Here is a 26074-nt window from a genome sequence, read left to right on the forward strand (position 1 = left end):
GCTGAGCGGAGGTCGGCGGCGTCCGATGATGGGTCACTCGCACGCGGTCAGTGGGGCGATGCTGTACGCGGCCTCGGCGCCGTTCCTGCCGCCGCTGCTGCTCGGCACCACCCTGCAGCCGGCGGACATCCTGATGGGCACGGTGCTGTGCGCCGGCGCCGCCCTGCTGCCGGACCTCGATCACCACGACGGGACGATCGCCAACTTCCTCGGCCCGGTCTCCAGGCTGCTCTGCCGCCTCGTGGCCTGGATCTCCGGGGGGCACCGGCACGCCACCCACTCGCTGCTGTTCGTCGCGCTGATGGGGGCCGGCACCTGGGCCGGCGTCACCTTCCTGGGCCGGAACTTCACCCTCGGAATGACCTTCTTCCTCCTGGCGCTCGCGATCCGCGCCCTACGACTGCACCCGCCGGGCGACGGCCCGACGATGTGGATCACCATCATCGGCCTCGCCGTGCTGGGCACCGCCGGGATGAACACCTGGATGCCGAACGCTCCCGGCTGGCTGCCGTACGCGGTGGCGCTGGGCACCCTGGCGCACCTGCTGGGCGACTGCCTGACGAAGAAGGGCGCGCCGCTGCTCTGGCCGCACAAGGAGCGCTACGAGGTGGTGCTGATCAAGCGCAGCGGCAACAGCGTCGAGACCAAGGTGCTGGTGCCGATCATGACGGTGGCGACCTTCGTGCTGCTCTGGTTCACCGCGCTGGCACCCACGGTGGTGAACTGACCCGGGCCCGCTGGACCCGTTGATCCGGGGCCTTGCCGGTCAGGGCCCGGTAATCCGGTGACTGTGCCGGGCTCCGCGGTGGTTGCGCCGGGCTCTCCGGTGACTGTGCCGGGCTCCGCGGTGGTTGCGCCGGGCTCTCCGGCGGTTGCGCCGCGGGGCCTCAGGTCTCGCGCCGCAGTCGCGCGCCCACCCAACGGGCCCGGCGGCCGAGGATGCGCGGGATGCCGAGCTGCCGCTGCGCCGTGCTCCGACGGTGGTCCGTACCGTCGCGGCCCAGGTCGTCCGCCCAGTCGGGGCGGTGGCCGGACCTCTGCGAGCTGTTGTGGCGTCGGCCGCGCGGAGCGTTGCCGTGATCGGGCATCCAGGTCATACCGCAATGGATGCCCCTGGGCCGGCCGGAGTAACCGCCCAGGGGGTCGTCAACTTGGCCTATGCGTTTGTCATATGAGCGCAATGTAAAGGGAGTTGAGTTCCACTTCCGTCCTCGGAGGTGGAGGTGCTCAGTCCTTGTGGCGGCCGATCCAGTCCAGCAGCTCGGCGGTGAACTGCTCCGGCGCCTCCTCGTGCGGGAAGTGCCCGATTCCGGGCAGCAGTCGCCAGCGGTACGGCGCCGCCACGTACTCACCGCCGCCCAGCGCGGTGTGCGACAGCAGGACCGGGTCCGCGGCGCCCTGGACGTGCAGGGTGGGCGCGGTGATCGGCTTCTTCATCCGACGGGCGAACTGGATGCCGTCCGGCCGGGCCATCGAGCGCAGCAGCCAGCGGTACGGCTCGATCGAGCAGTGCGCGGTGCTGGGGATCTGGATCGCCTGCCGGTACGCGGCCACCGCCGTCCGGTCCAGCTGGTTGGGGCCCGTCCAGGCGTCCAGGTAGCGTCCGACCAGCGCGGCGTCCTCGGCCACCAGGCGGCGTTCCGGTATCCACGGCCGCTGGAATCCCAGCACGTGGTCGAAGGCGGCGATCTGGCGGCGGTCCGTCAGCAGCGCTCGGCGCAGGTCCCGGGGGTGTGCGGCGGAGACCACCGTGAGGCTCTGGATCACCGAGGGCCGCATCACCGCCGCCACCCAGGAGAGCGTGCCACCGGAGGCGTGGCCCACCAGGTGCGCCCGCCGCTCGCCGAGCGAGCGGATCACCCCGGTGATGTCCAGCGCGAGGTTGCCCGGGTCGTATCCGCGGGGGGTGCGGTCGCTGCCGCCGATGCCCCGCAGGTCGAGTGCGACGGCCCGGTAACCGGCCTCGGCGAGCGCGGTCAGCTGGTGGCGCCAGGCCCACCAGTACTCGGGCCAGCCGTGCACCAGGAGGACCAACGGGCCCTCGCCCAGCTCGGCGATGTGGAACCGGGCGCCGTTGGCGGCGAGGTCGCGGTGGGTCCACGGGCCCGGCTGCCGGATGTCCCAGGGCGCCGCGGGCACGGCCGCCGGAGTGCCCGCGGTCTCCTCGGCGGCGTCCTGACCGTGGTCGACGGCGTCCTGACCGACCGTGCGGTCGGGGCCGGAGCTGGCGGACGGCTGCGCGGGCACGGGCTTCTGGTCGAGCGGCATACCGAGAGCGTGTCACATCGGCGCGCCGGGTACGCGTTCGGCACTCGCTCTCGGGGCGTCCGGACCGGACCGGACGCCCCGGCCGTCGCGGCGGGGACGCCGGGGCGCGGGTTCGCAGCCGCCCGGAGTGTCCGGACCGACCGGAGTGTCCGGTGGGTCTACGGGATGCGGCCGAGGGCCCGGTCGATCTCCTCCTGGGTGGCCGGGCGGGGCCGGGCGTTCTTGAGCACGTCGGCGGTCTTCTGAGCACCCTCGATGGTGCGGTGCGGCTTCTCGATCCGCTTGAACGAGCGCAGCGCCAGCAGCCCGAGCAGTACCGCCAGCAGCAGGTACGCGCCGGCCACGATCAGGAAGGACCAGCCGAGCGAGAGGCCCAGCGCGTGGATCCCGTACGCCGCCGCGGCGCTCAGCATCGGTACCGCGGCCAGTGCCACCACGCCGGCGACCGCCAGCGAGACGCCGCCGGAGACGCCGCGCTTGACGTCCGCGCGGAGCTCCGACTTCGCCAGCGCGATCTCGTCGTGGACCAGGGCGGACAGGTCCGCGGTGGCCGCCGCGAACAGCTGCCCCACCGAACGCTCGCCCTCGTAGGGCGCCCGGCCGTTGCTGGACGGGTCTGCGGCTCCTGCGGGCATCAGCGGTTCTCCTCTGCGGCTGTGCGGCATGACGCCGCCGTGCGGTGCTGCCCCCGGGACGTTCCGGGAGCCGTCTCCGGTGACCACTTCGAGGGATCGGAGCGGCCGGCGGTGTCTGTGGACTGTCGACAGCTCAGAATCATGCCCCTACCGGTCAGTCGCACACCACTCCGGGGCCCCGCAGGAGGGACGTGTCCCGTTCGGAGGGCCGCGGCCGTCAGCGGCCGGGACCGGATCCCGAGCCGGGACCGGTGCCGTCGTGGCCGCTCTCGGCCGACCGGCGGGCCGCCTCCGCCGCCCGGGCCTGCCAGGCCGGATCGTCCTGCTGGTAGACGTCCGGGATGCCGTCGCCGTCGAGGTCGCGGTCCTCTTCCTCGCACAGCGCGCGGTAGTGCCGGTTGCGCAGCTTCAGCAGCACGGTGGCGACCAGCGCGCAGAGCAGCGAGCCCACCAGGACGGCGGCCTTGGAGAGGCCGGCGAGGTCCGCGTCGTCGGGGAAGGCCAGTTCGCTGATCAGCAGGGAGACGGTGAAGCCGATGCCGGCGAGGACCGAGACCGCGAACATGTCGGCCCACTTGAGCTGCGGATTCAGCTCGGCGCGGGTGAAGCGGGCGGCCAGCCAGGTGCCGCCGAAGATGCCGACGGTCTTGCCGACCAGCAGACCGAGGACGATCCCGAGCGGGGTGGCCTGGGTGAACACGTCGGCCAGGGCCGGTCCGGAGATCGTCACCCCGGCCGCGAACAGGGCGAAGACCGGGACGGCCACTCCGGCCGAGATCGGCCGGACCAGGTGCTCGATGTGCTCGCCGGGGGAGGACTTCTCGTCGCCCACCCGGTGGCAGCGCAGGATCAGGCCCATCGCGACGCCCGCGACCGTGGCGTGCACGCCGCTCTCGTGCATCAGCGCCCAGATCACGAAGGCGAGCGGGACGAACAGGTACCAGCCGTGCACCCCGCGCCGGTGCAGGAACCAGAACAGCACCAGGCCGGCGAAGGCCAGCCCGAGCGCCCAGAACTTGATGCCAGAGCTGTAGAAGACCGCGATGATCAGAATCGCGATCAGGTCGTCGACCACGGCGAGGGTGAGCAGGAAGGCCCGCAGCGCGGAGGGCAGGTGGCTGCCGACCACGGCCAGCACACCGAGTGCGAAGGCGATGTCGGTCGCGGTCGGGATCGCCCAGCCGCCCGGGTGGCCGCCGCTGCCGGAGTTGGCGATCGCGAAGACGATCGCGGGCAGGGCGACGCCGCAGACCGCGGCGATGACCGGCAGCATCGCGGCACTGGGACTGCGCAGCTCACCCGCGACGAATTCGCGCTTGAGTTCGATGCCGGCCACGAAGAAGAAGATCGTCAGCAGGCCGTCCTTGGCCCAGGCGTCCAGGGTGAGGTCCAGGTGGAGCGGTCCGGAGGGCCCGATCGTGTAGTCGAGGACGCTCTCGTACGCGTGCGGCCAGACGTTGGCCCAGATCAGGGCGACCACGGCGGCGATCAGCAGCAGGACGCCACCGACCGTTTCGGTGCGCAGGGCGTCGGCTATGTAGGTCCGCTCGGGGAGGGGCAGTCGGCCGAGGAACTGGCGGCGCCGGGTCGGCTCGTTGGCGGGCTGCTGGTCGGCCACGCGGATCTCCTTGGGCGGGGGAACGGTGTGCGGATGCACCTGTGGTGCAGTGCCGACCAGACTTCCCGGCGCGCCCTGTGACGCGACCGATTTCCGGGGGAGATCTTGTCGCGTCTTTGACAGTCTAGCCGGAACCGGAATGGGGCATCCGTATTGTCATACTTCAGGACCTGGGGCCCGGTGTCCCGTTCTGCGCGCGGGTGTGGCACTCGAATGGAGTCGGCCGCATGCAGACGGGTGAACGCGTCCTTATCGTCGATCGCAGTGCCACCCGTTCGAGTGGCGCGATTTCCCGCTCTGCTGTGGAGACATGACGATGCCCAGACCGCCCCTCTTACCGCCCCCGCCGTTCGGCCGGCCGCTCCCGTGGAGCGCGGACCGGTGAACGCTGTGACGCATGAATCCGGAGAGGGGCTCACTGCCGGAGCCGGAGCCGGAGCTGTTGCCGGAGTCGCTGCCGGAGCCGTTGCCGGTGCTGCGGCCACCGAGCCCGGACCGGAACTCGACCGCCTGCTCCGCCCGCTGTTCCGGGCCGCCGCTCCGGGCGGTGGTGCCGTCGTCGTGGTGATCCGCGGCGACGAACGGATCGTCGCCTGCCGCGGTCAGTCCGACCGTTCCAGCGAGCGGCCCGTCCGCGCCGACACCAGGTTCGCGCTCGGGTCCGTCACCAAGACCTTCACCGGACTGCTGCTGGCCGAGATGGCCGCCCGCGGTGAGGTCCGCTACGACGACCCGATCGACCGCTATCTCCCCGCCCACGCCGTCCCCGGCTACCCGCACGAGCGGCCGATCACCCTGCTCCACCTGGCCACCCACACCTCGGGGTTGCCCCGGCTGCCGGTCGGACTGCTCCCGGCGATGGCGCCCCGCTGGTTCACCAGCCCGTACGCCACGTTCGGCCCGGCCCATCTGCTCAGGGCACTGCCCCGTACCCCGGTCCTCGGGACCCCGGGCGCCCAGGTGCGCTACTCGAACCTCGGCTGTGGACTGCTCGGCCTGCTGCTCGCCAACGCGGCCGGACAGCGCTACGACGACCTGCTGGAGGCCAGGGTCTGCGGGCCGCTCGGCCTGGTGGACACCTCCTGCGGCCCCGGTCGTGAGGACGCCGCCGGGTACCGGCGTGGCCGGCGGGTCCCGTCCTTCCGGCTGCCCGCGTTGCCCGGCGCCGCCGCGCTGCGTTCCACGGCGGACGACATGCTCCGCTACCTGCAGGCGCATCTGGCGCTGGACGCCGTCCCGCTGTCCGAACGGACCGACGCGGGGGCGTTGCGGACGGCCTTGGGTGAGGTCCGGCGACCGCGGGCGGGACGGCGGCGCGGCGGGACGCGGATCTGCCTGGGCTGGAACCACCGCTCGGTCCCGGCGGCGCCGGACCCGGGCCGGCCGGCGGGCGGCCCGGCCGCCGAATTGGCCGCCGACCTGGCCGAGGAAGTGGCTGGGCGATTGGCTGCCGAACTGGCCGCCGAATCGGTGGGCGACCCGGTGGGCGGGCATGGGCGTGGCGGGCCGGGCGGTGGCACGGGCGGTGGCGCGGGTGGTAGTGCGGACCGGGAGGTCGCCGACGAGGTGGTCTACCACGCCGGAGCCACTCGGGGGTTCACCACCTTCGTCGGGTTCAGCCCGCGCGCGCAGGTGGGGCTGGCGGTGATGGCCGGCACGCTGCCGCTGCGCAGCCGTGGCTTCGTCCAGAACGCGTACGACATCCTGCGCACCCTGGTCGTCGAGCGTCGGGCGCCGGCGGACTGACCCACCCCGCGGCACGGAGGCCGGGCGCTCGCGAGGTGCTCGCGCGGACGCGGACGGGTGCGTGCCGGTGGGGGCGGACGGAGGTGCCCCGGGTGGTCATGACCACCCGGGGCACCGTGCCGTTCGACGGGGTGTCAGCCCTCGCTGCCCGCCGGGGGGAGCTGGGACTGGATCAGGCTCATCACCGAGCTGTCGGCCAGCGTGGTGGTGTCACCGACCTCGCGGCCCTCGGCGATGTCACGCAGCAGCCGGCGCATGATCTTGCCGGAGCGGGTCTTCGGCAGCTCGCCGACGACCTTGATCTGCTTCGGCTTGGCGATCGGGCCGAGCGTGCGGCCGACGTGCGCGCGCAGCTCCTCGACCAGCTCGGGGCTGTCGGTGGCGCTGCCGCGCAGGATGACGAAGGCGACGATCGCCTGGCCGGTGGTGGCGTCGGCGGCACCGACGACGGCGGACTCGGCGACGGACGGGTGGCCGACCAGGGCCGACTCGACCTCGGTGGTCGAGATGTTGTGGCCGGAGACCAGCATCACGTCATCGACCCGGCCGAGCAGCCAGATGTCGCCGTCCTCGTCCTTCTTGGCGCCGTCACCGGCGAAGTAGCGGCCCGGGAAGCGCGACCAGTACGTGTCGATGTAGCGCTGGTCGTCACCCCAGATGGTGCGCAGCATGGACGGCCACGGCTCGGTGAGTACCAGGTAGCCGCCGGAGCCGTTCGGGACCTCGTTGGCCTCGTCGTCGACCACCGTGGCGGCGATGCCCGGCAGGGCGCGCTGGGCGGAGCCCGGCTTGGTCTCGGTGACGCCCGGCAGCGGGCTGATCATCATGGCGCCGGTCTCGGTCTGCCACCAGGTGTCCACGATCGGGGCCTTGCCGCCGCCGATGTGCTCGCGGTACCAGACCCACGCCTCGGGGTTGATCGGCTCGCCGACGCTGCCCAGCACCCGCAGCGAGGAGAGGTCGAACTTCGCGGGGATGTCGTCGCCCCACTTCATGAAGGTGCGGATCGCGGTGGGCGCGGTGTAGAGGATCGTCACGCCGTACTTCTGGACGATCTCCCAGAACCGGCCCTGGTGCGGGGTGTCCGGGGTGCCCTCGTAGATCACCTGAGTGGCGCCGTTGGAGAGCGGGCCGTAGACGATGTACGAGTGGCCGGTGACCCAGCCGATGTCGGCGGTGCACCAGTAGACGTCGGTCTCGGGCTTGAGGTCGAAGACCGCGTGGTGGGTGTAGCTGGCCTGGGTGAGGTAGCCGCCCGAGGTGTGCAGGATGCCCTTGGGCTTCCCGGTGGTGCCCGAGGTGTACAGGATGAAGAGCGGGTGCTCGGCGTCGTGCGCCTCGGGGGTGTGCTCGGTGGACTGGCGCGCGGTGATCTCGTGCCACCAGACGTCGCGGCCCTCGGTCCAGGAGACGTCCTGGCCGGTGCGGCGGACCACCAGGACGTGCTCGACGCCGTCGGCCTTGGTCAGCGCCTCGTCGATGGCGGGCTTGAGCGCGGACGGCTTGCCGCGCCGGTAGCCGCCGTCGGAGGTGATGACCAGCTTGGCCTGGGCGTCCTGGATCCGGGAGGCGACGGCGTCGGCCGAGAAGCCGCCGAACACCACCGAGTGGGTGGCGCCGATCCGGGCGCAGGCGAGGATCGCGACGACCGCCTCGGCGATCATCGGCAGGTAGATGGCCACCCGGTCGCCCTTGACGACGCCGAGCTCCAGCAGCGCGTTGGCGGCCTGCGAGACCTCGTCCTTGAGCTGGGCGTAGGTGATCGAGCGGCTGTCACCGGGCTCGCCCTCGAAGTGGATGGCGACCCGGTCACCATGGCCCGCTTCGACGTGACGGTCGACGCAGTTGTACGCGACGTTGAGCTTGCCGTCGTTGAACCACTTGGCGAACGGCGGGTTGGACCAGTCGAGCGTCTCGGTGGGCTCGACGGCCCAGGTGAGGCGGCGGGCCTGCTCGGCCCAGAAGCCCAGGCGGTCCTCGGAGGCCTGCGCGTACGCGGCCGCGGTGACGTTGGCGGCTGCGGCGAGCTCTGCCGGCGGGGCGAAGCGCCGCTCCTCCTTGAGCAGGTTGGCCAGGCTCTCGTTGCTCAACGCGCACTCCTCATCGAGTCATGATCGGGATCAATCCCGTGCGTGGGGATTGTCCCGTGTGTCCCAGCGCACAGCTCACCAGGCAAAGCGGTCGGTTGACAAGAGGCTCCGGGTAATTGGTGTAGACCTTTCACCGAGAGTCGAACGGCAGACCGAGGGATGAGGGCCTCGGCGGCGATGTGGGGAAGTGGGCCCGTGCCCCGGCCCGCCCGGCAGGGCACGGGCCCGGCTCTCAGGCGGCCAGCCTGGGGTCGCCCCCGGTGGCGGTGGCCGCGGCGAGGTCCGCGTCGGCCACGGGAACCTTTTCGAATTCACTCATTCGCCCGGGCGTGTCGCAGGGCGCGGGGCCGGCCGTGGCGCCCAGGGCCTCGACCGGGCTGAACCGGCCGCTCTCCCGGTCGAGCACATAGGCCTGGGCGGTGGCGAAGTCGAAGTACATCCCCACCAGGCGCAGGGTGCCTTCGGTGACCCGGCGTTCCACCGCGGGGTTCGCCAGCAGCTGATCCAGTTGCTGGACCACATTGGTGATGCAGAGTTGCTCCACCAGGTCGGCCACCGGGCGGCCGGTGAACTCGGCGGGGGCCCGGCGCAGCCGGTCGAGCGCGCCGCGGCCGTTGCGCAGCCAGCGGGTGAGCGGAGTCGGTGGCCCCGGCTGCTCGTGCACGCCGTCCAGCAGGGCCTTCATGGCGCCGCAGCCGGAGTGCCCGCAGATCGTGATGGAGCGCACCTCCAGCGCCTCCACGGCGTACTGCACCGCGGCGGCCACCGAGTCGTCGGCCGCGCCCGGCTCGAACGGTGCCGGTACGAGGTTGCCCACGTTGCGGACGGTGAACAGGTCGCCCGGGCCGCTGTTGGTGATCATGCTGGTGACCATCCGCGAGTCGGCGCAGGTCAGGAAGAGCTGGGAGGGTGTCTGCCCTTCCCGGGCGAGCCGGGCGAGTTCGGGCCGGACCAGCGGGGCGGTGTGCAGCTGGAACACCCGGACGCCGTCGAGCAGCCGGCCGTGCGGGTCCTCCTGCTGATCGATGCAGTGGTGGCCGACCCAGGGGGTCCAGGCGCGGCAGCGGTGCGGTCCGGAGGAGCTGCCGGCCCGGACGGTGCCGTCGGGATCGAGGACCTCGTCGTCCTGGCGTCGGGTCACCATCGAGACCCGGCCGCCGGCTGCCTGCCGGCCCGTTCGCCAGCTGTGCAGTGTTTCGTACGCGGCGTGGTCCAGGAAGGAGCCGTCGTGGACGACGGCCACGTCGGCGGCGGCGGGGATGCCGGCCAGCGCGCGGCTCAGCCGGGGCACGGCGGTGAAGGTGAGCGGTCCGTGCGTCTGAACCGTGTACGAGCCGTCGGGGCCGGCCAGGACGTCCACATGGGCACGGGTCAGGCGGTAGAGCGCGAGGAGGACGGCCGTCGCGGTGCCCAGCGCCACCCCGAGCAGGACGCCGAGCAGTACCACACCGAGCACGGTGGCGAGGTAGACCGGGAACTCGCGGTGCCGGTGCACCTTGCGGATGTGCGCGAAGCTGACCATCTGCAGGCCGACGACCAGGACGAGGGCGGCCAGCGCGGCGAGCGGGATCCGGCGGAGCCCGCCGGTGAGGGCCAAGGCGGCCGCGAGCACCCAGATGCCGTGCAGGATCGAGGACCACCTGGTCTGCGCGCCGGCTCGGACATTGGCGGTGCTGCGCACCGCGCCGCCGGCGATCGGCAGCCCACCGAGCAGGCCGCTGATCATGTTGGCCAGGCCCTGGCCCCGCAACTCGCGGTCGAGGTCCCCGGTGCGGTGCGACATCCGGTCGATCGCGACGGCGGAGAGCAGCGACTCGACGCTCGCCACGGCAGTGACGGTCAGCACGGCGGCCAGGACCGCGGCGAGCGGCCCGTGCGGCAGGTCGGGAACGAGGTCGTGCGGCTGCCAGGCGGGCAGTTCGACCCGGGCGAGCTGCAGACCGAGGCCCATGGAGAGCGCCGTGGCGGTGCCGACGGCGGCCAGCGGGCCCGGCACCTTGGTCAGCCGGGCACCGAGCACTCCGGCCCTGCCGGGAAGTCGGCCGAGCCTGGGCCAGGCGAGCAGGACGGCGGCGGTGACCGTGCCGACGACCAGCGCGGACGGGTGCGGGCCCGCCAGTTGCTCCGGCAGCGCGAGGATATTGGCCAGTGCGGAACTCTGCGGGGAGCCGCCCAGGACGACGCGCAGCTGTGCGATGGCGATGGTGAGGCCGACGCCGGCCAGCATGCCGTGCACGATGGCCGGGGAGACGGCGAGTGCGGTTCGGGCCACCCGGCGGACACCGAGCAGGAGCTGCAGCAGCCCGGCGGCGAGGGTGATGGCGCAGGTGGCCTGCCAGCCGTACTGGGTGATCAGTCCGGCGGTGATCACGGTCAGTGCGGCGGAGGGGCCACTGACCTGGAGGGGAGTGCCACCGAGGAACCCGACGACGATGCCGCCGACGGCCGCCGCGGCGAGACCGGCGGTGAGTGGGGCGCCGGTGGCCAGGGCGATGCCGAGGGAGAACGGCACGGCGATGAGGAAGACCACGAGGGAGGCGGAGAAGTCCTGCGCCCACCGGTTGTGCGAGTGCTGGCCGGGTGGGGCGTGGTCGTTGGTGTCGGAGGCGATGGGGGCGCTGGAGATGTCGAGGGTCATTGTCTTCCCGTCTTTCCGGGGAACGAACGCAGTCAGGTCCGGTGGTGAGTCCGGTTGTGGGGGCTCGGGGAGTCGGATCGGCTGTCGTGGGTTGCGACGGTGTGGCGGGATGGCGTGGGGCGCGGCGGGGATTGCGGGTGTCACCGGCCGGGCCGTGGACCATCAAGGGGCCTCGAAGAAGCCGTGGAGAACCAGGCCACAGAGAGGACCATCAAGACTCGGTAAACCGAGGGTAATGAAAGCTTTGCACAGCGTCATCTCGGAGGGTAGGGCCAGCGCGCTGGATTCACCCCATTGGGTGGTGTTCGAACCGATGGAAATCTGCTGGTGGCGTCCGGTCGACGCCGGACACGCGAAACGGGCCGCGACCTCCCGGGGGTGGGGGAGGTCGCGGCCCGTCGGCGGCGGTGGGGCGCGGTGGGGCGCGGTGGCGCTCCGGGGGTGCCGGAGCCGGCCGTCAGGCGCGGGCTCCGACCGGGGCGGGCTGCTCCTCGCCGAGCACGAAGTCGTGGTCCACCTGGGTGGCGAGGTCGATGCCGACCTTGGCGTTGGCCCAGCTCTCCGCATTGCGGAGGTGGAAGAGGACGGCCTGTTCGGTGTAGCGGAGGGCGTCCCGCCGGTCGTGGGCGGCGTCGGCCTCGGCGCGCAGCTGCTCCAGCACGGCGCGGTTGCCCGGCTCCAGGGTCCGCAGCGGCGGCTCGGCGCCCCGCTCCAGCCGGCGCACCCAGTCGGACTGCCCGAAGGTGGTCAGCAGGTCGTCCCCGACCTCGGCGCGCAGGAACTCCAGATCGTCGGGGCCCTGCACCTTGTTGCCGACCACGCGGAGCCGGACGCCGAAGTCCCGTGCGTAGTCCTTGTACTGGCGGTAGACCGAGACGCCCTTGCGGGTCGGCTCGGCCACCAGGAAGGTCAGGTCGAAGCGGGTGAACAGCCCGGACGCGAAGGAGTCGGAGCCCGCCGTCATATCGGTGACCAGGTACTCGTCCCGACCGTCGACCAGGTGGTTGAGCAGCAGCTCGACCGCGCCGACCTTGGAGTGGTAGCAGGCCACCCCGAGGTCCTCCTCGGTGAAGGCGCCGGTCGCCAGCAGTCGCACCGAGCCTTCGTCGAGCGCGATCGGGCGGGCGCAGGCGCCGTACACCGGGTTCTCCTCGACGATCCGCAGCAGTCGCGAACCCCGGCCGGGCGGCGTGGTCTTGATCATCTCCTCGGCGGAACGGATCAGCGGGTTGTCGCCGCGCAGGTACTGCTTGATCTCGGGCAGGTGGCCGCCGAGGGGCGGCAGCTCGGCGGCCTGATCGTCCGTCAGGCCCAGCGCGGGGCCCAGGTGCTGGTTGATGTCGGCGTCGACGGCGATGACCGGTCGGCCCGCGGCGGCCAGATGGCGGATGAACAGTGAGGACAGCGTGGTCTTGCCGCTGCCGCCCTTGCCGACGAAGGCGATCTTCATCTGGGACTCCCGCTCTCGCTCTGGGGCCCGACCTCGGGGCCGCCTGCTCGGGGCCTCTTCCGGGCCGCTTCCGCGCCGCCCTTCCGGGTCGCGTCCGCACTGCGCCGAGGCCGACGATCTCCGGAGTTGGAAATCGTTATCGTCTCCGATAGTGGCCATGCTATCCGCGGTTTCGGCTTCATCGACGAAGGGAAGTGAGGATTGCCTCTAACGGGTGATGCGGGGTTGCTGTTCCGGGAGGGGCCCCCTGTTCATTACTCTCGGGTAGGTGAGCACTGGAACAGATCCCCTCGCCCCGCTGGCCCAGCTCCCCGGGGTGCCCGACGCGGTGGCCGAGGTGCGCAAGGCCGTCGACCGGCTCTACGGCCACCGGGTGATGCGCCGCCGCGCGGCCGAGGTCACCTCCGAGTCCGCGCTGCGCGGTGCCCGCGCCTCGGCGGCGCTGGCCGGGGCCGACTGGCCGCTGGAGGAGGTCCGGCGCCGCAGCGATTTCAGCGCCGGCCACGAGTCCCGCACGGTGGGTGCCTCGCTGCGGATCGCGGCCGAGGCCGGCCAGCTGCTGAGCATCTGGCGGCACTCGCCGCTCCAGGTGCTGGCTCGGCTGCACCTGCTGGCGGTCGGGGACGCCGACCCCGCGGCGGGCCGGCCGAGGCAGGCCGGGGAGGGTGTGGAGGCGCTGTTCCCACTGGAGCTCAAGGCGGCGGAGAGCGTCGAGGTGGAAGCCGGTCCCGCCGGACCGGTGGCCGAGCTGCCGCCGGCCCCCGGGCCGGAGGAGGTCGCCGCCCGGCTGGACCAGCTCTCCCGGCTGCTGATCGCCCGTGCCGAGGGCCAGGGCGTCGGGACGCCGGCCCTGGTGGTGGCGTCGGTGGTGCACGGGGAGCTGCTGGCGCTGCGTCCGTTCGGCTCGCACAACGGTGTGATCGCGCGTGCCGCGCAGCGGATCGTCCTGATCGCCGAGGGGCTCGACCCGAAGTCGATCTGCCCGGCCGAGGTCGGCTTCGCGGAACTCGGTACGGACGCCTATCGGCGCGCGCTGGCCGGCTATCTGGCGGGCACGCCGGAGGGGTTGGCGGCCTGGATCGGCCACTGCGGCCGGGCACTGCGGCTCGGCGTTCGGGAGAGCACGGCGGTCTGTGAGGCGATGCAGCGCGGCATGGTCTGACGGGCCGCGGGCGGCGCGCTCCGGGCCGTCCCGGGCAGAGAGATGCGGCGGCACCCGATCCTGCCGGATGCCGCCGCTGGTACAGGTGCCGGGTGACCATGCATGCACCGGAAGTGCCCATCAGACGGGGATCCTGCCCGTTCGTCTGGTGCGGCGGCCCGACAGCGGGTCGGCTGCATGTGGGTGCTCGACTATCTGTACGTGCGGTCCGTGGGCCTGAACTGCGTTGTCGGTTTGACCTCTTCGGTCCTGACCGGGTCTCGCGGGCCGTGCTTCATTTGTATCGCGTTTCGGGGGAAAGGGGAACCCGAAACGAGAAGTCTTCGGCTTTTGCCCGTTTTGTCCCAAACGGACCTCTACGTCACCTTTGGTAGGGCGTGCGCCCATGGCCTCCGGGCGCACGCGGCGGGCGCGAGGACTGCCCGGCGCACCGGTTGCCGGCCGTGCGAGCCCTCAGGCCGCCGGGCGGCGGCGGCGCGCCGCGTACCAGATCACGCCGGCGGTCAGCACCGCGGCGCCGACCGCCACGGCGGTCAGTACCGAGCCGCTCGGCGCGGAGAATTCCGGGAGCCGCCGCCGCAGTTCGACCGGGCGGTCGAAGACCAGCACCGGCCACTCGCGGGCCACCGCCTCCTTGCGCAGCGCGCGGTCCGGGTTGACGGCGGAGGGGTGGCCCACCGCCTCCAGCAGCGGCAGGTCCGTCGAGGAGTCGCTGTAGGCGTAGCACTGGCCGAGGTCGTACCCCTCGACCTCGGCCAACTCCCGGATGGCGGCGGCCTTGTTCTCGGCGTAGGCGTAGTACTCGATCTCGCCGGTGTAGCGGCCGTCCTCGATCTTCAGCCGGGTGGCGATCACATGGTCCGCGCCGAGCAGGGCACCGATCGGCTCGACCACCTCGGAGCCCGAGCTGCTGACGATGACCACGTCGCGGCCGGCGGCGTGGTGCTGCTCGATCAGGGAGGCGGCCTCGTCGTAGATGATCGGGTCGATCAGGTTGTGCAGCGTCTCGGCGACGATCTCGCGGACCTGCTGGACGTTCCAGCCCCGGGTGAGCGCGGAGAGGTACTCGCGCATCTTCTCCATCTGGTCGTGGTCCGCACCACCGACCAGGAAGACGAACTGCGCGTACGCACTGCGCAGGACGGCCCGACGGTTGATCAGACCGCCCTGGTAGAACGGCCGGCTGAAGGCCAGGGCGCTCGACTTGGCGATGATGGTCTTGTCGAGGTCGAAGAAGGCGGCCGTCCTGGGGCCGGCCGGGCGCGGAACGGCCGCCGGGAGACCGGCGGCGGCGCGCCCGCCGGGCTCGTCGGCCGCAGGGGAGCCGTTCTTCCCGGCGGCCCCGGAACTCCGCTCCGCCCCGGCGCTCCCGGCCTTCTCGTCGGCCGCGGAGTTCTCGGTGTTCTCGGCGGCCTCGGCCGTCTCCGCGGTCACTGCGGTCTCGGCGGTGGAGTCCGGGGACTCGTCGGCGTACTCGTCGGCGTTCTCGGTGGTGTCCACGGGAACCGAGGATAGAGGGCACCGCAAAACCGCCCGCCATTCGGCGTACTCACGGGCGCGCGGGTTTGTGTTTCTGGCCGCTCGGGTACACCATGGAAGTCACGGATCGTTCGCGACCGTGCTAACCCGGTCCGGCTCCTCCCCCCCGAGTCGGGCCGTGGATAGACGACCCCCGCTCTCCCCCCCGGCGGGGGTCGTCGCACGTCCGGGGCCGTTTTCAGGGCTTGAACGGCTCTTGCGGAGTGCTCGGCGGCCGGCTCGGCGGCGATCTACAGGGGGTGTCGGGTCGAGGATGCACCGACCCACTTTCGTCACTCTCCGTCGCCAGTTGCTCAGAGTTGCCGATGGCCGGTCCCCGCTCCCGAAGACTCCTTCGTGGCGCTCCGAGGAGAGCGCGAAGAACACCGGAGTGTGTTCGGGGGGTCCGGGCGGATGCGGTTCGATCAGGCTCTGCGTGAGGTCCCGGTTCTTCTCGGTGAGGCCGTTTCGTCAATTCTTTGCGCAATAGCCCCCCTGTCCGGGTGAACGTAGTTATCCACAGCCCCGAGTTGTCCACAGGGAATCGGGAGCCCGCTGACGGAATCCGGATCACCCCCCACCGTGATGGACGGCAGCGGTTGCCGGGCGGGCCCGACGAGGCCGGCCGGGCGGTCGCCCGCCGCGTCCATCCGGATGTGTGCCCGTACCGCTCGACGCGGACGGGCGCCGCACAGGGGAGACCGTCATGTCGACACCACTCACCGACCACGCCGCCGCGCACGGCCCGGAGGCCGCCGGCCCGCTCGTCGTCACCGAGGACGAAGGCCTGGCCGAGCACATGCTTCGGCTCTGCGCGGCCGCCGGTACCGAACCACAGCTGATCCGGGGAGCGCCGCCGACGCGCGGGCTCTGGGAGAGTTCGCCGCTCGTGCTGGTCGGGGACGACCAGGCCGAGCGATGCGCCGGACTTCCCCGTCGCACCGGGGTGCTGCTGCTCGGGTTGGACCTGGACGACCCCGGAGTCTGGGTCAGAGCCGTCCAACTCGGCGCCGAACACGTGCTGTTCCTGCCGGACGCGGAGGCCTGGCTGCTCGACCGGATCGCCGACGCCACCGAGGGCGTCGGCACACCGGCGCTCACCGTCGCGGTGCTCGGCGGCCGAGGCGGCGCCGGCGCTTCCACCCTGGCCTGTGCGCTCGCGGTCACGGCCGCGCGTACGGGCCGGCGGACCATACTCGTCGACGGTGATCCGCTGGGCGGCGGGCTCGACATCCTGCTCGGCGGCGAGACGGCCGGCGGCTTGCGCTGGCCCGACCTGGCCGGCTCCCGGGGCCGGGTCAGCGGCGCCGAGCTGGCCAAGGCCCTGCCGGTGCTCAAACGGCTGAGCTCGCTCTCCTGTCTGTCCTGGGACCGCGGTGACACGCTCGCCGTGCCGCCCGAGGCCATGCGCAGTGTGCTGGCCGCCTCCCGGCGCCGAGGAGGGCTGGTCGTGGTGGACGTGCCGCGCCGGCTCGACCCGGCCGCCGGGCAGGCGCTGGAGCAGTCCGACACGGCGCTCCTGGTGGTCCCGGCCGAACTGCGCGCCGTCGCGGCCGCGGACCGGGTCGCGGCGTCCGTCCGGATGCGGCTCGACGACGTACGGGCCGTGGTGCGCCCGCTGCGGCCCTTCGGACTCCCGGCCCACCGGATCGCGCGGGGGCTGCGGCTCGAACTCGCGGGGGAGCTGGAGCCCGAGCCCGGACTGGCCGCCGACGTCGAGCAGGGCGTACCGCCCGGGATCCGTACGGACGGCCCGCTCGCGCGCTTCTGCGAGACCTTCCTGAACGAGGTGCTACCGCCGGTGCCGGCGGTCGGAGGAGGTGTGTACTGATGGTTCGTCTTCGAGGTACCGGAAGCGCGATCACCACCGGGCGGAGCCCCGGTGCGCGGGAAAGCCGGCCGCTGCGCAGCGTGGTGACGGCTGCCGGCCCGCCTGAGCAGGGCCCGCGGCCGGCACCGCCCCCCTACGGGCGGACGGTCCGGGAGGAGCGGACGGCGGCCCTGGTCGACGCCGTCCGGCTCCGGCTGGCCGAGTCGGGCGCCGCGCCGACGGCCGGGTCCGTCGCGGCGGTGCTGCGGGCCACCCGCCCGCCGCTCGGCGGCGACGAAGTCCTCGACACCGTGCGCTCGCTGCGCGCCGAACTGGTGGGTGCGGGCCCGCTGGACCGGCTGCTGTCGGCGCCCGACGTCACGGACGTGCTCGTCAACGGGCCGGACGAGGTGTGGGTCGACCGGGGCGGTGGTCTGCGCAGGGCCACCGGCGTTCGCTTCGCCGATGCCGAAGCGGTCCGCCGACTGGCCCACCGGCTCGCCACGGCGGCCGGGCGCAGGCTCGACGACGCGCGGCCCTGGGTGGACGCGCGGCTGCCGGACGGTACCCGGCTGCACGCGGTGCTGCCGCCGATCGCGACCGGGTGCACCCACATCTCGCTGCGGGTCTGCCGGCCCCGCCCGTTCACGCTCGACGAGTTGGTGGCCGCCGGGTCACTGCCCGCCGCCGGCGCCGAGCTGCTGGCCGGCATCCTGCGGGCCCGGCTCTCCCTGCTGATCAGCGGCGGCACCGGTACCGGCAAGACGACCCTGCTGGCGGCTCTGCTGGGGCTGGCCGGGGCCGGCGAGCGCATCGTCGTCGTCGAGGACTCCGCCGAGCTGCGACCGGACCATCCGCATGTGGTCCGGCTGCAGAGCCGGCCGCCCAACCAGGAGGGAGTCGGTGAGCTGACCCTGCGGGATCTCGTCCGCCAGGCGCTGCGGATGCGGCCCGACCGGTTGGTGGTGGGAGAGGTCCGCGGGGCCGAAGTGTCCGACCTGCTGGCCGCGTTGAACACCGGCCACGAGGGTGGCTGCGGCACGGTGCACGCGAACGCGGCGGCGGACGTACCCGTCAGGTTGGAGGCGCTCGGATCGCTCGCGGGGCTGGACCGGGCGGCGCTGCACAGCCAACTCCGGGCGGCACTCGACGTGGTGGTGCACCTGGTGCGGGAGCCGGCCTCCGGGCGACGCCGGATCGCCGAGATCCACACGCTGTCGGGGGACCGCGACGGGCTGGCCGTCACGACTCCGGCGGTGGCGTTCACGGCGGACGGCGTCACCGTGCCCGGGGCCGGGCGGGAGCGGCTTCTCCGGCTGCTCGCCACCCGAGGGGTGGCCGTGGGGGCGGCGCTCCCGGAGGGGCCGTCGTGATCACGGGCGAGGCCGAGCCGGTGTTCGACCTGCTGATCTGGGGGTGCGTGGTGGGCGCTGTGGCATTGCTGGGGTTGTGGCGCGGCCGGAGCAAGCGATGAAAGGGGCAGGCGATATGACGGTAAGTCAGAGTGAGCTTTGTTGGGTGGCGGTGCTCTGTGGGGCGGCGGCCGTGGGGTGGTGCGCCCTGCAGCGTCAGGTGGCGGGATCCAGGAGGTCCGGGCGCCTGCTCGCCGGCCACAGTGGGGGAGGTGGGGGCGGGAGCGGTGGTGCGCCGATGCCTCGGCGGCCAGGGCCGAAGGCGGCCGGTGGCGCCCCGGCCGCGCTGTTGCGACGGCCGGGGTGGCTGACGCCGGAACTACTGCTCCTGCCGGGCGGGTTGGGAGTCGCGCAGGCGACGGCCTCGCCTGTTCCGGTGCTGGCCGCCGCACTGGCCTTCCTGCCGCTGCGACGCCGGCGGCTGCGTCGCGCGGTGGCGGCGGAGGCCCGGCAGCGGGCCACCGCAGTGGTGGACCTCTGTACCGCGCTGGCCGGGGAGTTGAGGAGCGGAGCCACGCCCGAGCAGGCACTGCACGTGGTCACCACGCGTCTCGCGGAGGACGGCGAGGCCCTGCGCCGGATCGGCCTGGAGCCGGTGGCCCGGCTCGCGGCCGGCCGGTACGGCGGGGACGTGCCGGGGGCCTTCCAACTGCTCGCGGAGTTGCCGGGCGGGCGTGGGGCGACCGCGATCGCGGCCTGCTGGCGCGTCACGTCCGACGGGGGCGCGGGGTTGGCCGCCGGGCTGGACGGGGTCGCCGAGGCTCTGCGCGCCGAGCGTGCGCTGGCGGAGGAGATCGACGCCGAGCTGGCCGCGCCGCGAACGACGGTCGCCGTGCTGGCGGCGCTGCCCGTCGCGGGTTTGCTGCTCGGCGCGGCACTCGGGGCCCGACCGGTGACCGTCCTGCTGCATACCCCGGCCGGGCTCGCGTGCTTGCTGGGTGGAGCGGCTCTGGAGGGGCTGGGTGTGGCGTGGACGGCCCGGATCGTCCGGGCGGCCTCGCGGGGCGCCCTGGAGGACCCGCTGGGCGGTGGACGGACGGGCGCCGAGGCTGGGGCCGGAGTCCGTGCCGGGGGCGGCAGCGGAGCCGGAGCTGGAGCCGGAGACGGTGACCGGCGCGACGGCGGCGGGTGGCGGTGCGGTATCTCCCGGACACGGGCGCGGCCCGGTCGGCCGACCGGTTCGTTCCGGGCCGAGACGGCAACCGCGTGACGGCGGGGGTCGAGCAGGTCGCCCTCCTGGCGGGCCTGTCCGTCATGGCGCTGGGGGCAGCCGCGCTGGTTCCGTCCCGGTGGGCGAGCGGGCGTGCCGGACGCCGGAGGGCGGCGGCTGTGCTCCGTTCCGGCAGCCGCTTCGAGGTTCGCTCGCGGTCCCGCCGTCGAGCCGGATCGGTGGCTCCGCTCCGCCCGCAGACCCGGGCCGGGCCGCGCGGGCGGCCGGGTGGGGACCGCTCCGCGCGGTTGTCCGGCCGGCTGGTCGGGCGTGCGGTCTGGCGGCGGTGGCGCGCCCGATGGCGTGCCGGTGCCGGCGGGCCGGGCGCGGCTGCGGCGGGGTATGCGCGGCGGGTGGTGGTGGCGGGCTGTGCCGGGGTCGCCGCGGCCGTCGTGCTCGGTGGCGGAACGGGCCAAATGGCGGGCGTCCTGTTGGCCGTGGGCCTGTACCGGTGGCTGTCCAGGGCGCCCTCTCCGGCGGAGCGGCGGTTCGCGTGGGAGGAGGAGCGGCTCGTCCGGCAGCTCCCGTTCACGGCCGAGCTGCTCGCGGCCTGCCTCGGTTCGGCGGCCTCGCCCGCCTCGGCGGTGACGGCGGTCGGCCGGAGCGTCGGTGCTCCGATGGGCCCTCGGCTGGTCACGATCGCGGCCGAACTGGCTCTGGGCGCGCCTCCGGAGGTCTGCTGGAGCCGGCTGGGTGAGGAACACCCCGCCCTGGCGCCACTGGCACGCTGCCTGGTCCGGACGAGTCTGAGCGGTGCCCCGGCGGCCGGACCGCTGATCGGGCTGGCGCAGGCCCGTCGGAGTGCGGCCGCCCGCGCGGCGCACGCCCGGGTCCGCCGCTGCGGCGTGCTCGCCACGGCGCCACTCGGGCTCTGCTTCCTCCCCGCGTTCGTGCTGATCAGCGTGGTTCCGGTGGTCCTGGGGCTCACCACCGGCTTCGCACGTTCGATCTGACGTGGCATCGGAGGGGCTCGATGGACGCGTTCGACACAAGAGCCTCGGCTCAAGAGGGTCGCTCGCAGGGTCGCCGGTCGGCCCTGGGCGGCAGGGAATCCAAGGAGAGTAGCCATGACCGCAGTGATCACGCACAGGTCCGCCGACAGCGGGCGCCGGTACCGGAACCTGCTCGGGGTGTGTCGCCGTCGGGGCCGCTGGGCGGCCGTCCGGATCCGGCGGGTGGCCCGCGCCAGGGGCAGGTCGGATGCCGGGATGACCACCGCCGAATACGCAGTGGGAACGCTCGGGGCGTGCGCGCTGGCCGCCACGCTCTACAAGGTGGTGACCAGCCCGGCCATCCTCGACGCGCTGACCGGGCTCCTGGACCGGGCACTCCATGCGACGTGACGGTCCGTTCGGCAGGTCGGCCAGGTCGGCCAGGTCGGTCGCGGCGGCCGCGGCGCCCGGATCAGGCGGCTCGGCCAGGCCGGGACGGGCCCGCCGCGGTGACGCGGGCTTCGTGACGGCCGAGACGGCGGTGGCGTTGCCCGCGCTGGTCCTGCTCGCCGTGATGCTGATCTGGGGCGTGCTGGCGGCGGCCGCGCAGATCCGCTGCGTCGATGCGGCGCGGGTGGGTGCTCGGGCGGCCGCGCGCGGGGAGGCGGACGCCGCCGCGGTCGCCCGTGCGGCCGCCCCGCCCGGCGCAGCCGTCCAGGTGGCCGTCGAGGCCGACTCGGTCCGGGTCACGGTGGACGCGCTGTCGACGGCGCCGGGCCGGCTCGCCGGTCTGCTCTCCGTACGGCTCGGCGCGGCCGCCGTGGCGGCCCGGGAGGACACCCTGACGGGCACCGGAGGAGGTGCGGGTCCATGGCCGTCCTGAGGCCGGTCACGGTCGTGACAGCCCGGGTGGCGCGGGCCGGGGCGGCCCGGGTGGCGGCGGGGCGTCGGTCCGATGCCGGCTCCGCGACGGTCTGGCTGATCGCTTTCGCGGTGCTCGGCTGTGCGGCGTTCGCCGCGACCCTCTCGGTCGGCGCGGTGGTGGGTGCCCGCCACCGCGCCGAGTCCGCCGCCGATCTGGCGGCCCTCGCGGCGGCCGACCGGCTGCTGCTGGATCCGGACGGCGGGTGCGGCCGGGCGGCCGGGATCGCGCGGGCTCAGGCGGCCACCCTGGTGTCCTGCGTGGTGGACCGGGAGGCGGACGCCGTCGAGGTGATCGCGGAGGTGCCGATCGGCGGACTTCCGGTGGACCTGCCGATCGGACCGGCGCGGGCCCGCTCCCGAGCGGGCCCGATCCGCGCCGCGGCTGTCGCGACGGACGAGTCCGTCAGTGGAACGGCGGGCGGTTCATGAGGCCCCGGTGGAGGGCTCGTCGGCCCCGTCCCGGGACCGGCCCTGCTCCCGCTCCCCGTCGACTGGCGGCGCTCCGGCGAGCAGGACGTCCAACAGCCGGACGGCGGCCGCCTTGTCCAGCGGCTCGTTGCCGTTGCCGCACTTGGGCGACTGCACGCAGGACGGGCAGCCGCGCTCGCACTCGCAGGCGGCGATCGCCTCGCGGGTGGCCGTCAGCCACTGGACGGCACGCCGGAAGCCGCGTTCGGCGAAGCCGGCCCCGCCCGCGTGGCCGTCGTAGACGAACACGGTGGGCAGCTCGGTGTCGGGGTGCAGTGGCACCGAGACGCCGCCGATGTCCCAGCGGTCGCAGGTGGCGAAGAGCGGCAGCAGGCCGATGGAGGCGTGTTCGGCGGCGTGGGCGGCCCCGGGGAGCTGGTCGGGCGGGATGTCCGCGTCGAGCAGTTGGTCCTCGGTGACGGACCACCAGACCGCGCGGGTCCGCAGGGTGCGGGGCGGCAGGTCGAGTTTGGTCTCGCCCATGATCTCCCCGGTGGAGATCCGCTTGCGGAGGTAGCCGACCACCTGGTTGACCACCTCCACCGAACCGAAGCTGAGCCGTCCCTCGCCCCAGGCGAGCGAGGTGTCGGTCGAGAGCACCGAGATGGAGGTGATGTCGCGGGCGGCCGTCGTGTAGGGCGGGTCGGCCGGTTCGACCAGGGCGACGGAGCTGTCCAGGTCGAAGTCCCGGACGAGGTAGCTGCGCCCCTGGTGGATGTGGACGGCCCCGGTGTGGACGGTGGTGTGGGCGGCGGAGGCGTCCACCGTGCCGAGTAGCCGGCCGGTCGGGGCCTCGACGATCTGCACCGGGTTACCGCCGCTGCCGCGCAGGTCGACGGCGTCGGCGGCCCGTTCACGGCGGGTCCAGTACCAGCCGCCACCACGGCGGCGGAGCAGTCCGCGCCGCTCCAGGACGGGCAGCAACGGGCCGGCGGAGGGGCCGAACAGCTCCAGGTCGGTGTCCGTGAGCGGGAGCTCGGCGGCCGCCGCGCACAGGTGCGGGGCCAGGACGTGCGGATTGTCGGGGTCGAGCACGGTGGCTTCGACGGGCGTGGCGAAGAGCGCCTCCGGGTGGTGCACCAGATAGGTGTCCAGCGGGTCGTCGCGGGCGATCAGGACGGCCAGCGCGCCCTGGGCCTCCCGTCCGGCCCGCCCGGCCTGCTGCCAGAGCGAGGCGCGGGTGCCGGGGTATCCGGCCATCAGGACGGCGTCCAGACCGGAGATGTCGACGCCGAGTTCGAGAGCGGAGGTGGAGGCGACGCCGAGCAGTCGGCCGGAGTGCAGATCGCGTTCGAGCGCCCGGCGTTCGTCGGCGAGGTAGCCGCCGCGGTAGGCGGCGACCCGGTCGGCGAGCGGTCGGCCGAGCTGGTCCTGGGCCTGGAGCGCGACCACTTCGGCGGCGCGGCGGGAGCGGACGAAGACGACGGTGCGGATCTGCCGTTCGACGAGGTCGGTCAGCAGGTGGGCGGCCTCGGCGGTGGCCGTTCTGCGGACGGGGGCCCCGTGCTCGCCGACGTTCTCGGTGAGCGGCGGTTCCCAGAGCCCGAAGACCATCGGACCACGCGGAGAGGCGTCCTCGGTGACGGCCTCGGCGGGCAGCCCGGTGAGCAGCCGGGCGGTGGCGGCCGGATCGGCGGTGGTGGCCGAGGCGAGCAGAAAGGTCGGTGAGGAGCCGTACCGGGCACAGATCCGGCGGAGCCGGCGCAGTACCTGGGCGACGTGCGAGCCGAACACGCCCCGGTAGCTGTGGCACTCGTCGACCACCACGTAGCGCAGCGTCTTGAGGAAGGAGGACCAGCGCGCGTGGGCGGGCAGGATGCCGCGGTGCAGCATGTCGGGATTGGTGAGCACGTACGAGGCGTACTGGCGGACCCACTCGCGTTCCTCGGGCGGGGTGTCACCGTCGTAGAGGGCGGGGCGGACCCTGGGCGGGGCGAGTTCGGCGGCCCGTCGCCGCTGGTCGGCGGCGAGCGCCTTGGTCGGGGCCAGGTACAGCGCGGTGGCACCGCGGCCGTTGCGGGCCTCGGTGCCGTCCAGCAGGTCACTGAGCACCGGTGCCAGATAGCCGAGCGACTTGCCCGAGGCGGTCCCTGTGGCGATCACCACAGTATGGCCGCTTTTGGCCAGATTCATCGCTTCTGCCTGATGGGCCCAGGGACGTTCCACGCCCAGTGCCCGGGCGGAGGCGACGATCTCGGACCGGATCGAGTCGGGCCAGGGTGCATAACGGGCTGGTCGGGCGGGAAGGTGCTCCGTATGGGTGAGCCGGTCCGACCGCCCCCGGGTGGTGGACAGGGTCGTGAGCAGTGCCTCGGGCAGGCTGTGACGGGGCGGCATGAGGACCCAGTGTGTCACCGGCGTGACGGAGAATCGTCGTAAGCCATCGTGCGGGCATGGTCGCAGGTGGTTGAATGTGGCCGTGACGGCCGTACGGCCGGGGGTCGCAGCGCTGAGGCTCGCCACGCGTGGCTGGGTGCGCCCGGGGCTCGTGACCATGCGGTGGCGGCCGTCCGGCCGAAGATCGCAATGACGTAGCAAGGCAAGGTGCTGGAGGTTCCGTGGACCTGTCCCTGTCGACCCGTACAGTCGGCGATCGCACGGTCGTCGAGGTTGGCGGCGAGATCGATGTGTACACCGCCCCGAAGCTGCGCGAGCAGCTGGTCGAGCTCGTCAACGACGGTAACTATCACCTCGTCGTCGACATGGAGGGCGTGGACTTCCTCGACTCGACCGGTCTGGGCGTGCTGGTGGGCGGTCTGAAGCGAGTTCGGGCCCATGAGGGCTCGCTGCGCCTGGTCTGCAACCAGGAGCGGATTCTGAAGATCTTCCGCATCACCGGGCTGACCAAGGTCTTCCCGATCCACACCTCGGTGGACGACGCGGTCAACTCGACCGACTGACACGGCCGGGCCGGCCCTGTGCCGGTCCGCCCACTACACGCGTCCGGTGGTGCCGGGGCCCTCGTGGCCCCGGCGTCCCGGCCGCCCCGGGGCCGGTCGAAACCGGCCCGCCGGGGCCCGCATGCCCGGCCCCGGCCGGACACCCCGAGGGGGAGAGATGGCAACCGTCGAACTTCGATTCAGCGCGCTTCCCGAGCATGTCCGTACGGCCCGGCTGGTCGCCGCGGCTGTCGCAAGACGAGCCGGGGTCGACGAGTCGGTGCTCGACGAGGTCCGGCTCGCTGTGGGTGAGGCGTGCTCCCGTGCCGTCGGCCTGCACCAGCGCGGTGGCATCACCGGCGCGGTCCGGGTCGCTCTCACGGACCAGGAGAAGCGTTTCCTCATCGAGGTCGAGGACGAGGCCGGTCCCGCCACCGTGCCGACCCCGGGCGCCGCCGAGGCCGATCCGGACGAGGACACCCTCGGTCTCGCCGTGATCACCGGGCTGGTCGAGGAGCTCGAGGTCACCAGCGGCGCGAGCGGTGGCCTGATCCGGATGAGCTGGCCGGTCTCCGTCGACGCGATGGCGCTCTGAGGCTCGGACGCCCGGACGCGCGGCGGCAACCCTTCGTCTGTGCCGGTCCGATGTGCCGGTCCGGCATTCCGCCGGAGATCCCGGAGATTCTTGGCCGACTGCCGACTGCCGACTGCCCGGCCGCTGACCCGTGGCTGTCGCGGCCGCTGACGGGTGTCCAGCTGGCGGGAAAGCGTTGACAATGTGTTGAATTCAGCGGTTCCCTGCTCTCGGCACGACCGGGCCCGATCAGTGATCGGGCCTGTCGTAGAAGAGGGAACCCATGCGGATTCGCATCCTGTGGCCCGCCGGTCAGGCGCTCGCCACGCTTGAGGCCACACCCACCGCCGAGGCGCTCTGGAGTGTGCTGCCGATCAGCTCGTCGGCCAGTACCTGGGGCGAGGAGGTGTACTTCGGTACGCCGGTGAGCGTGCCCACGGAGGACGACGCCCGGCAGATTGTCGAGCCCGGCACGGTGGCGTTCTGGACGGACGGGGACAGTCTCGCGCTGCCATACGGGCCGACGCCGATCTCACGCGACGGGGAGTGCCGGCTGGCCGGCCCCTGCAACACCCTCGGCGCCCTGGACGGGGACCCCGCGGTGCTGCGGACCGTCCGTCCGGGCGACTCGATCAGGGTCGAGCGGGCCTGACTCCGGTCCGGCCGGGGCCGGATGAGGCCGACCGAGCCGGGGCGGGCGGGAACCGGGGCCCGGGTGGGAGCCGTGTAGGTTCGCAGTT

The 26074-nt window shown here is 73.2% G+C and carries 23 protein-coding genes; 14 read left to right on the forward strand and 9 right to left on the reverse strand.

Translation table 11 applies throughout. The annotated features are described in order from the left end of the window. The first annotated feature begins 25 nt into the window (after positions 1-25). Positions 26-727, forward strand: coding sequence for a metal-dependent hydrolase (locus tag ACIQTO_RS01875; protein ID WP_402381510.1), 702 nt, complete (start codon positions 26-28; stop codon positions 725-727). Positions 728-887: 160 nt separating this feature from the next. On the opposite strand, the gene ACIQTO_RS01880 is transcribed toward ACIQTO_RS01875, so the two are convergent. The 4 genes from ACIQTO_RS01880 to nhaA all read right to left on the reverse strand — a co-directional run bounded on the left by ACIQTO_RS01880 (position 888) and on the right by nhaA (position 4521). Further along, positions 888-1097 carry a hypothetical protein gene (locus tag ACIQTO_RS01880; RefSeq protein WP_402381513.1) on the reverse strand — a complete coding sequence of 70 codons (210 nt, stop codon included), beginning with the start codon at positions 1095-1097 and terminating at the stop codon, positions 888-890. Positions 1098-1227: 130 nt separating this feature from the next. Continuing rightward, positions 1228-2268 (reverse strand): alpha/beta fold hydrolase, encoded by a 1041-nt coding sequence (locus tag ACIQTO_RS01885; protein WP_402381515.1) that lies wholly within the window; start codon positions 2266-2268, stop codon positions 1228-1230. Positions 2269-2426: 158 nt separating this feature from the next. Beyond that, positions 2427-2903, reverse strand: coding sequence for a phage holin family protein (locus ACIQTO_RS01890; RefSeq protein WP_380578113.1), 477 nt, complete (start codon positions 2901-2903; stop codon positions 2427-2429). Positions 2904-3120: 217 nt separating this feature from the next. Beyond that, positions 3121-4521, reverse strand: coding sequence for a Na+/H+ antiporter NhaA (gene nhaA, locus ACIQTO_RS01895; protein WP_402381518.1), 1401 nt, complete (start codon positions 4519-4521; stop codon positions 3121-3123). 397 nt (positions 4522-4918) lie between these two features. Between nhaA and ACIQTO_RS01900 the strand changes: the two genes are divergently transcribed. Continuing rightward, positions 4919-5089, forward strand: coding sequence for a hypothetical protein (locus tag ACIQTO_RS01900; RefSeq protein WP_402381521.1), 171 nt, complete (start codon positions 4919-4921; stop codon positions 5087-5089). Continuing rightward, a complete protein-coding gene (locus ACIQTO_RS01905; RefSeq protein WP_402381523.1) occupies positions 5083-6267 on the forward strand; it encodes a serine hydrolase domain-containing protein in 1185 nt (394 codons plus the stop codon). Before ACIQTO_RS01900 ends, ACIQTO_RS01905 begins: the two co-directional genes overlap by 7 nt. 134 nt (positions 6268-6401) lie before the next feature. On the opposite strand, the gene acs is transcribed toward ACIQTO_RS01905, so the two are convergent. The 3 genes from acs to ACIQTO_RS01920 form a co-directional block, all read right to left on the reverse strand. Beyond that, a complete protein-coding gene (gene acs / locus ACIQTO_RS01910; protein WP_402381526.1) occupies positions 6402-8357 on the reverse strand; it encodes an acetate--CoA ligase in 1956 nt (651 codons plus the stop codon). A 232-nt stretch (positions 8358-8589) separates the two neighbouring features. Beyond that, positions 8590-10995 (reverse strand): SulP family inorganic anion transporter, encoded by a 2406-nt coding sequence (locus ACIQTO_RS01915; protein WP_402381528.1) that lies wholly within the window; start codon positions 10993-10995, stop codon positions 8590-8592. Between the two features lie 457 nt (positions 10996-11452). Continuing rightward, on the reverse strand, positions 11453-12445 hold the full coding sequence (locus ACIQTO_RS01920) for an ATP-binding protein (protein WP_402381530.1): 993 nt from the start codon (positions 12443-12445) through the stop codon (positions 11453-11455). Positions 12446-12713: 268 nt separating this feature from the next. Between ACIQTO_RS01920 and ACIQTO_RS01925 the strand changes: the two genes are divergently transcribed. Then, a complete protein-coding gene (locus tag ACIQTO_RS01925; RefSeq protein ID WP_402381533.1) occupies positions 12714-13607 on the forward strand; it encodes an oxidoreductase in 894 nt (297 codons plus the stop codon). A gap of 453 nt (positions 13608-14060) precedes the next feature. On the opposite strand, the gene ACIQTO_RS01930 is transcribed toward ACIQTO_RS01925, so the two are convergent. After that, a complete protein-coding gene (locus tag ACIQTO_RS01930) occupies positions 14061-15041 on the reverse strand; it encodes an HAD family hydrolase (protein WP_402382706.1) in 981 nt (326 codons plus the stop codon). 790 nt (positions 15042-15831) lie between these two features. Here ACIQTO_RS01930 and ssd point away from each other — a divergent pair. From ssd to ACIQTO_RS01965, 7 genes are all read left to right on the forward strand, one after another. After that, positions 15832-16956 (forward strand): septum site-determining protein Ssd, encoded by a 1125-nt coding sequence (gene ssd, locus ACIQTO_RS01935; protein WP_402381534.1) that lies wholly within the window; start codon positions 15832-15834, stop codon positions 16954-16956. Beyond that, positions 16956-18308, forward strand: a complete 1353-nt coding sequence (locus tag ACIQTO_RS01940) for a TadA family conjugal transfer-associated ATPase (RefSeq protein ID WP_402381537.1) — start codon at positions 16956-16958, stop codon at positions 18306-18308. The genes ssd and ACIQTO_RS01940 overlap by 1 nt, the downstream gene beginning before the upstream one ends. Before the next feature lie 277 nt (positions 18309-18585). Further along, positions 18586-19557 carry a type II secretion system F family protein gene (locus ACIQTO_RS01945; protein ID WP_402381539.1) on the forward strand — a complete coding sequence of 324 codons (972 nt, stop codon included), beginning with the start codon at positions 18586-18588 and terminating at the stop codon, positions 19555-19557. A gap of 416 nt (positions 19558-19973) precedes the next feature. Continuing rightward, positions 19974-20510, forward strand: a complete 537-nt coding sequence (locus ACIQTO_RS01950; RefSeq protein ID WP_402381542.1) for a type II secretion system F family protein — start codon at positions 19974-19976, stop codon at positions 20508-20510. A 114-nt stretch (positions 20511-20624) separates the two neighbouring features. After that, a complete protein-coding gene (locus tag ACIQTO_RS01955; protein WP_402381545.1) occupies positions 20625-20900 on the forward strand; it encodes a DUF4244 domain-containing protein in 276 nt (91 codons plus the stop codon). Between the two features lie 112 nt (positions 20901-21012). Beyond that, a complete protein-coding gene (locus tag ACIQTO_RS01960) occupies positions 21013-21372 on the forward strand; it encodes a TadE family type IV pilus minor pilin (protein WP_402381547.1) in 360 nt (119 codons plus the stop codon). Continuing rightward, positions 21360-21842: an Rv3654c family TadE-like protein gene (locus ACIQTO_RS01965; protein ID WP_402381550.1), complete on the forward strand. Its 483-nt coding sequence runs from the start codon at positions 21360-21362 to the stop codon at positions 21840-21842. The genes ACIQTO_RS01960 and ACIQTO_RS01965 overlap by 13 nt, the downstream gene beginning before the upstream one ends. Here ACIQTO_RS01965 and ACIQTO_RS01970 read toward each other — a convergent pair. Beyond that, positions 21837-24218: a DEAD/DEAH box helicase gene (locus tag ACIQTO_RS01970; protein WP_402381553.1), complete on the reverse strand. Its 2382-nt coding sequence runs from the start codon at positions 24216-24218 to the stop codon at positions 21837-21839. The two genes, ACIQTO_RS01965 and ACIQTO_RS01970, sit on opposite strands and share 6 nt — an antisense overlap. 221 nt (positions 24219-24439) lie before the next feature. Between ACIQTO_RS01970 and bldG the strand changes: the two genes are divergently transcribed. The 3 genes from bldG (at position 24440) to ACIQTO_RS01985 (ending at position 25986) form a co-directional block, all read left to right on the forward strand. Beyond that, on the forward strand, positions 24440-24781 hold the full coding sequence (bldG, locus tag ACIQTO_RS01975; protein ID WP_148644090.1) for an anti-sigma factor antagonist BldG: 342 nt from the start codon (positions 24440-24442) through the stop codon (positions 24779-24781). 157 nt (positions 24782-24938) lie between these two features. Continuing rightward, a complete protein-coding gene (locus ACIQTO_RS01980; protein WP_402381556.1) occupies positions 24939-25355 on the forward strand; it encodes an ATP-binding protein in 417 nt (138 codons plus the stop codon). Between the two features lie 262 nt (positions 25356-25617). Next, the gene (locus ACIQTO_RS01985) at positions 25618-25986 is read left to right on the forward strand and encodes a cyclophilin-like fold protein (RefSeq protein WP_402381559.1); all 369 of its coding nucleotides are present in this window, start codon (positions 25618-25620) and stop codon (positions 25984-25986) included. The last annotated feature ends 88 nt before the right edge of the window (positions 25987-26074 follow it).

Origin of the sequence: Kitasatospora sp. NPDC091207, from assembly GCF_044768625.1 — a bacterium.
Taxonomy (GTDB): Bacteria; Actinomycetota; Actinomycetes; order Streptomycetales; family Streptomycetaceae; genus Kitasatospora.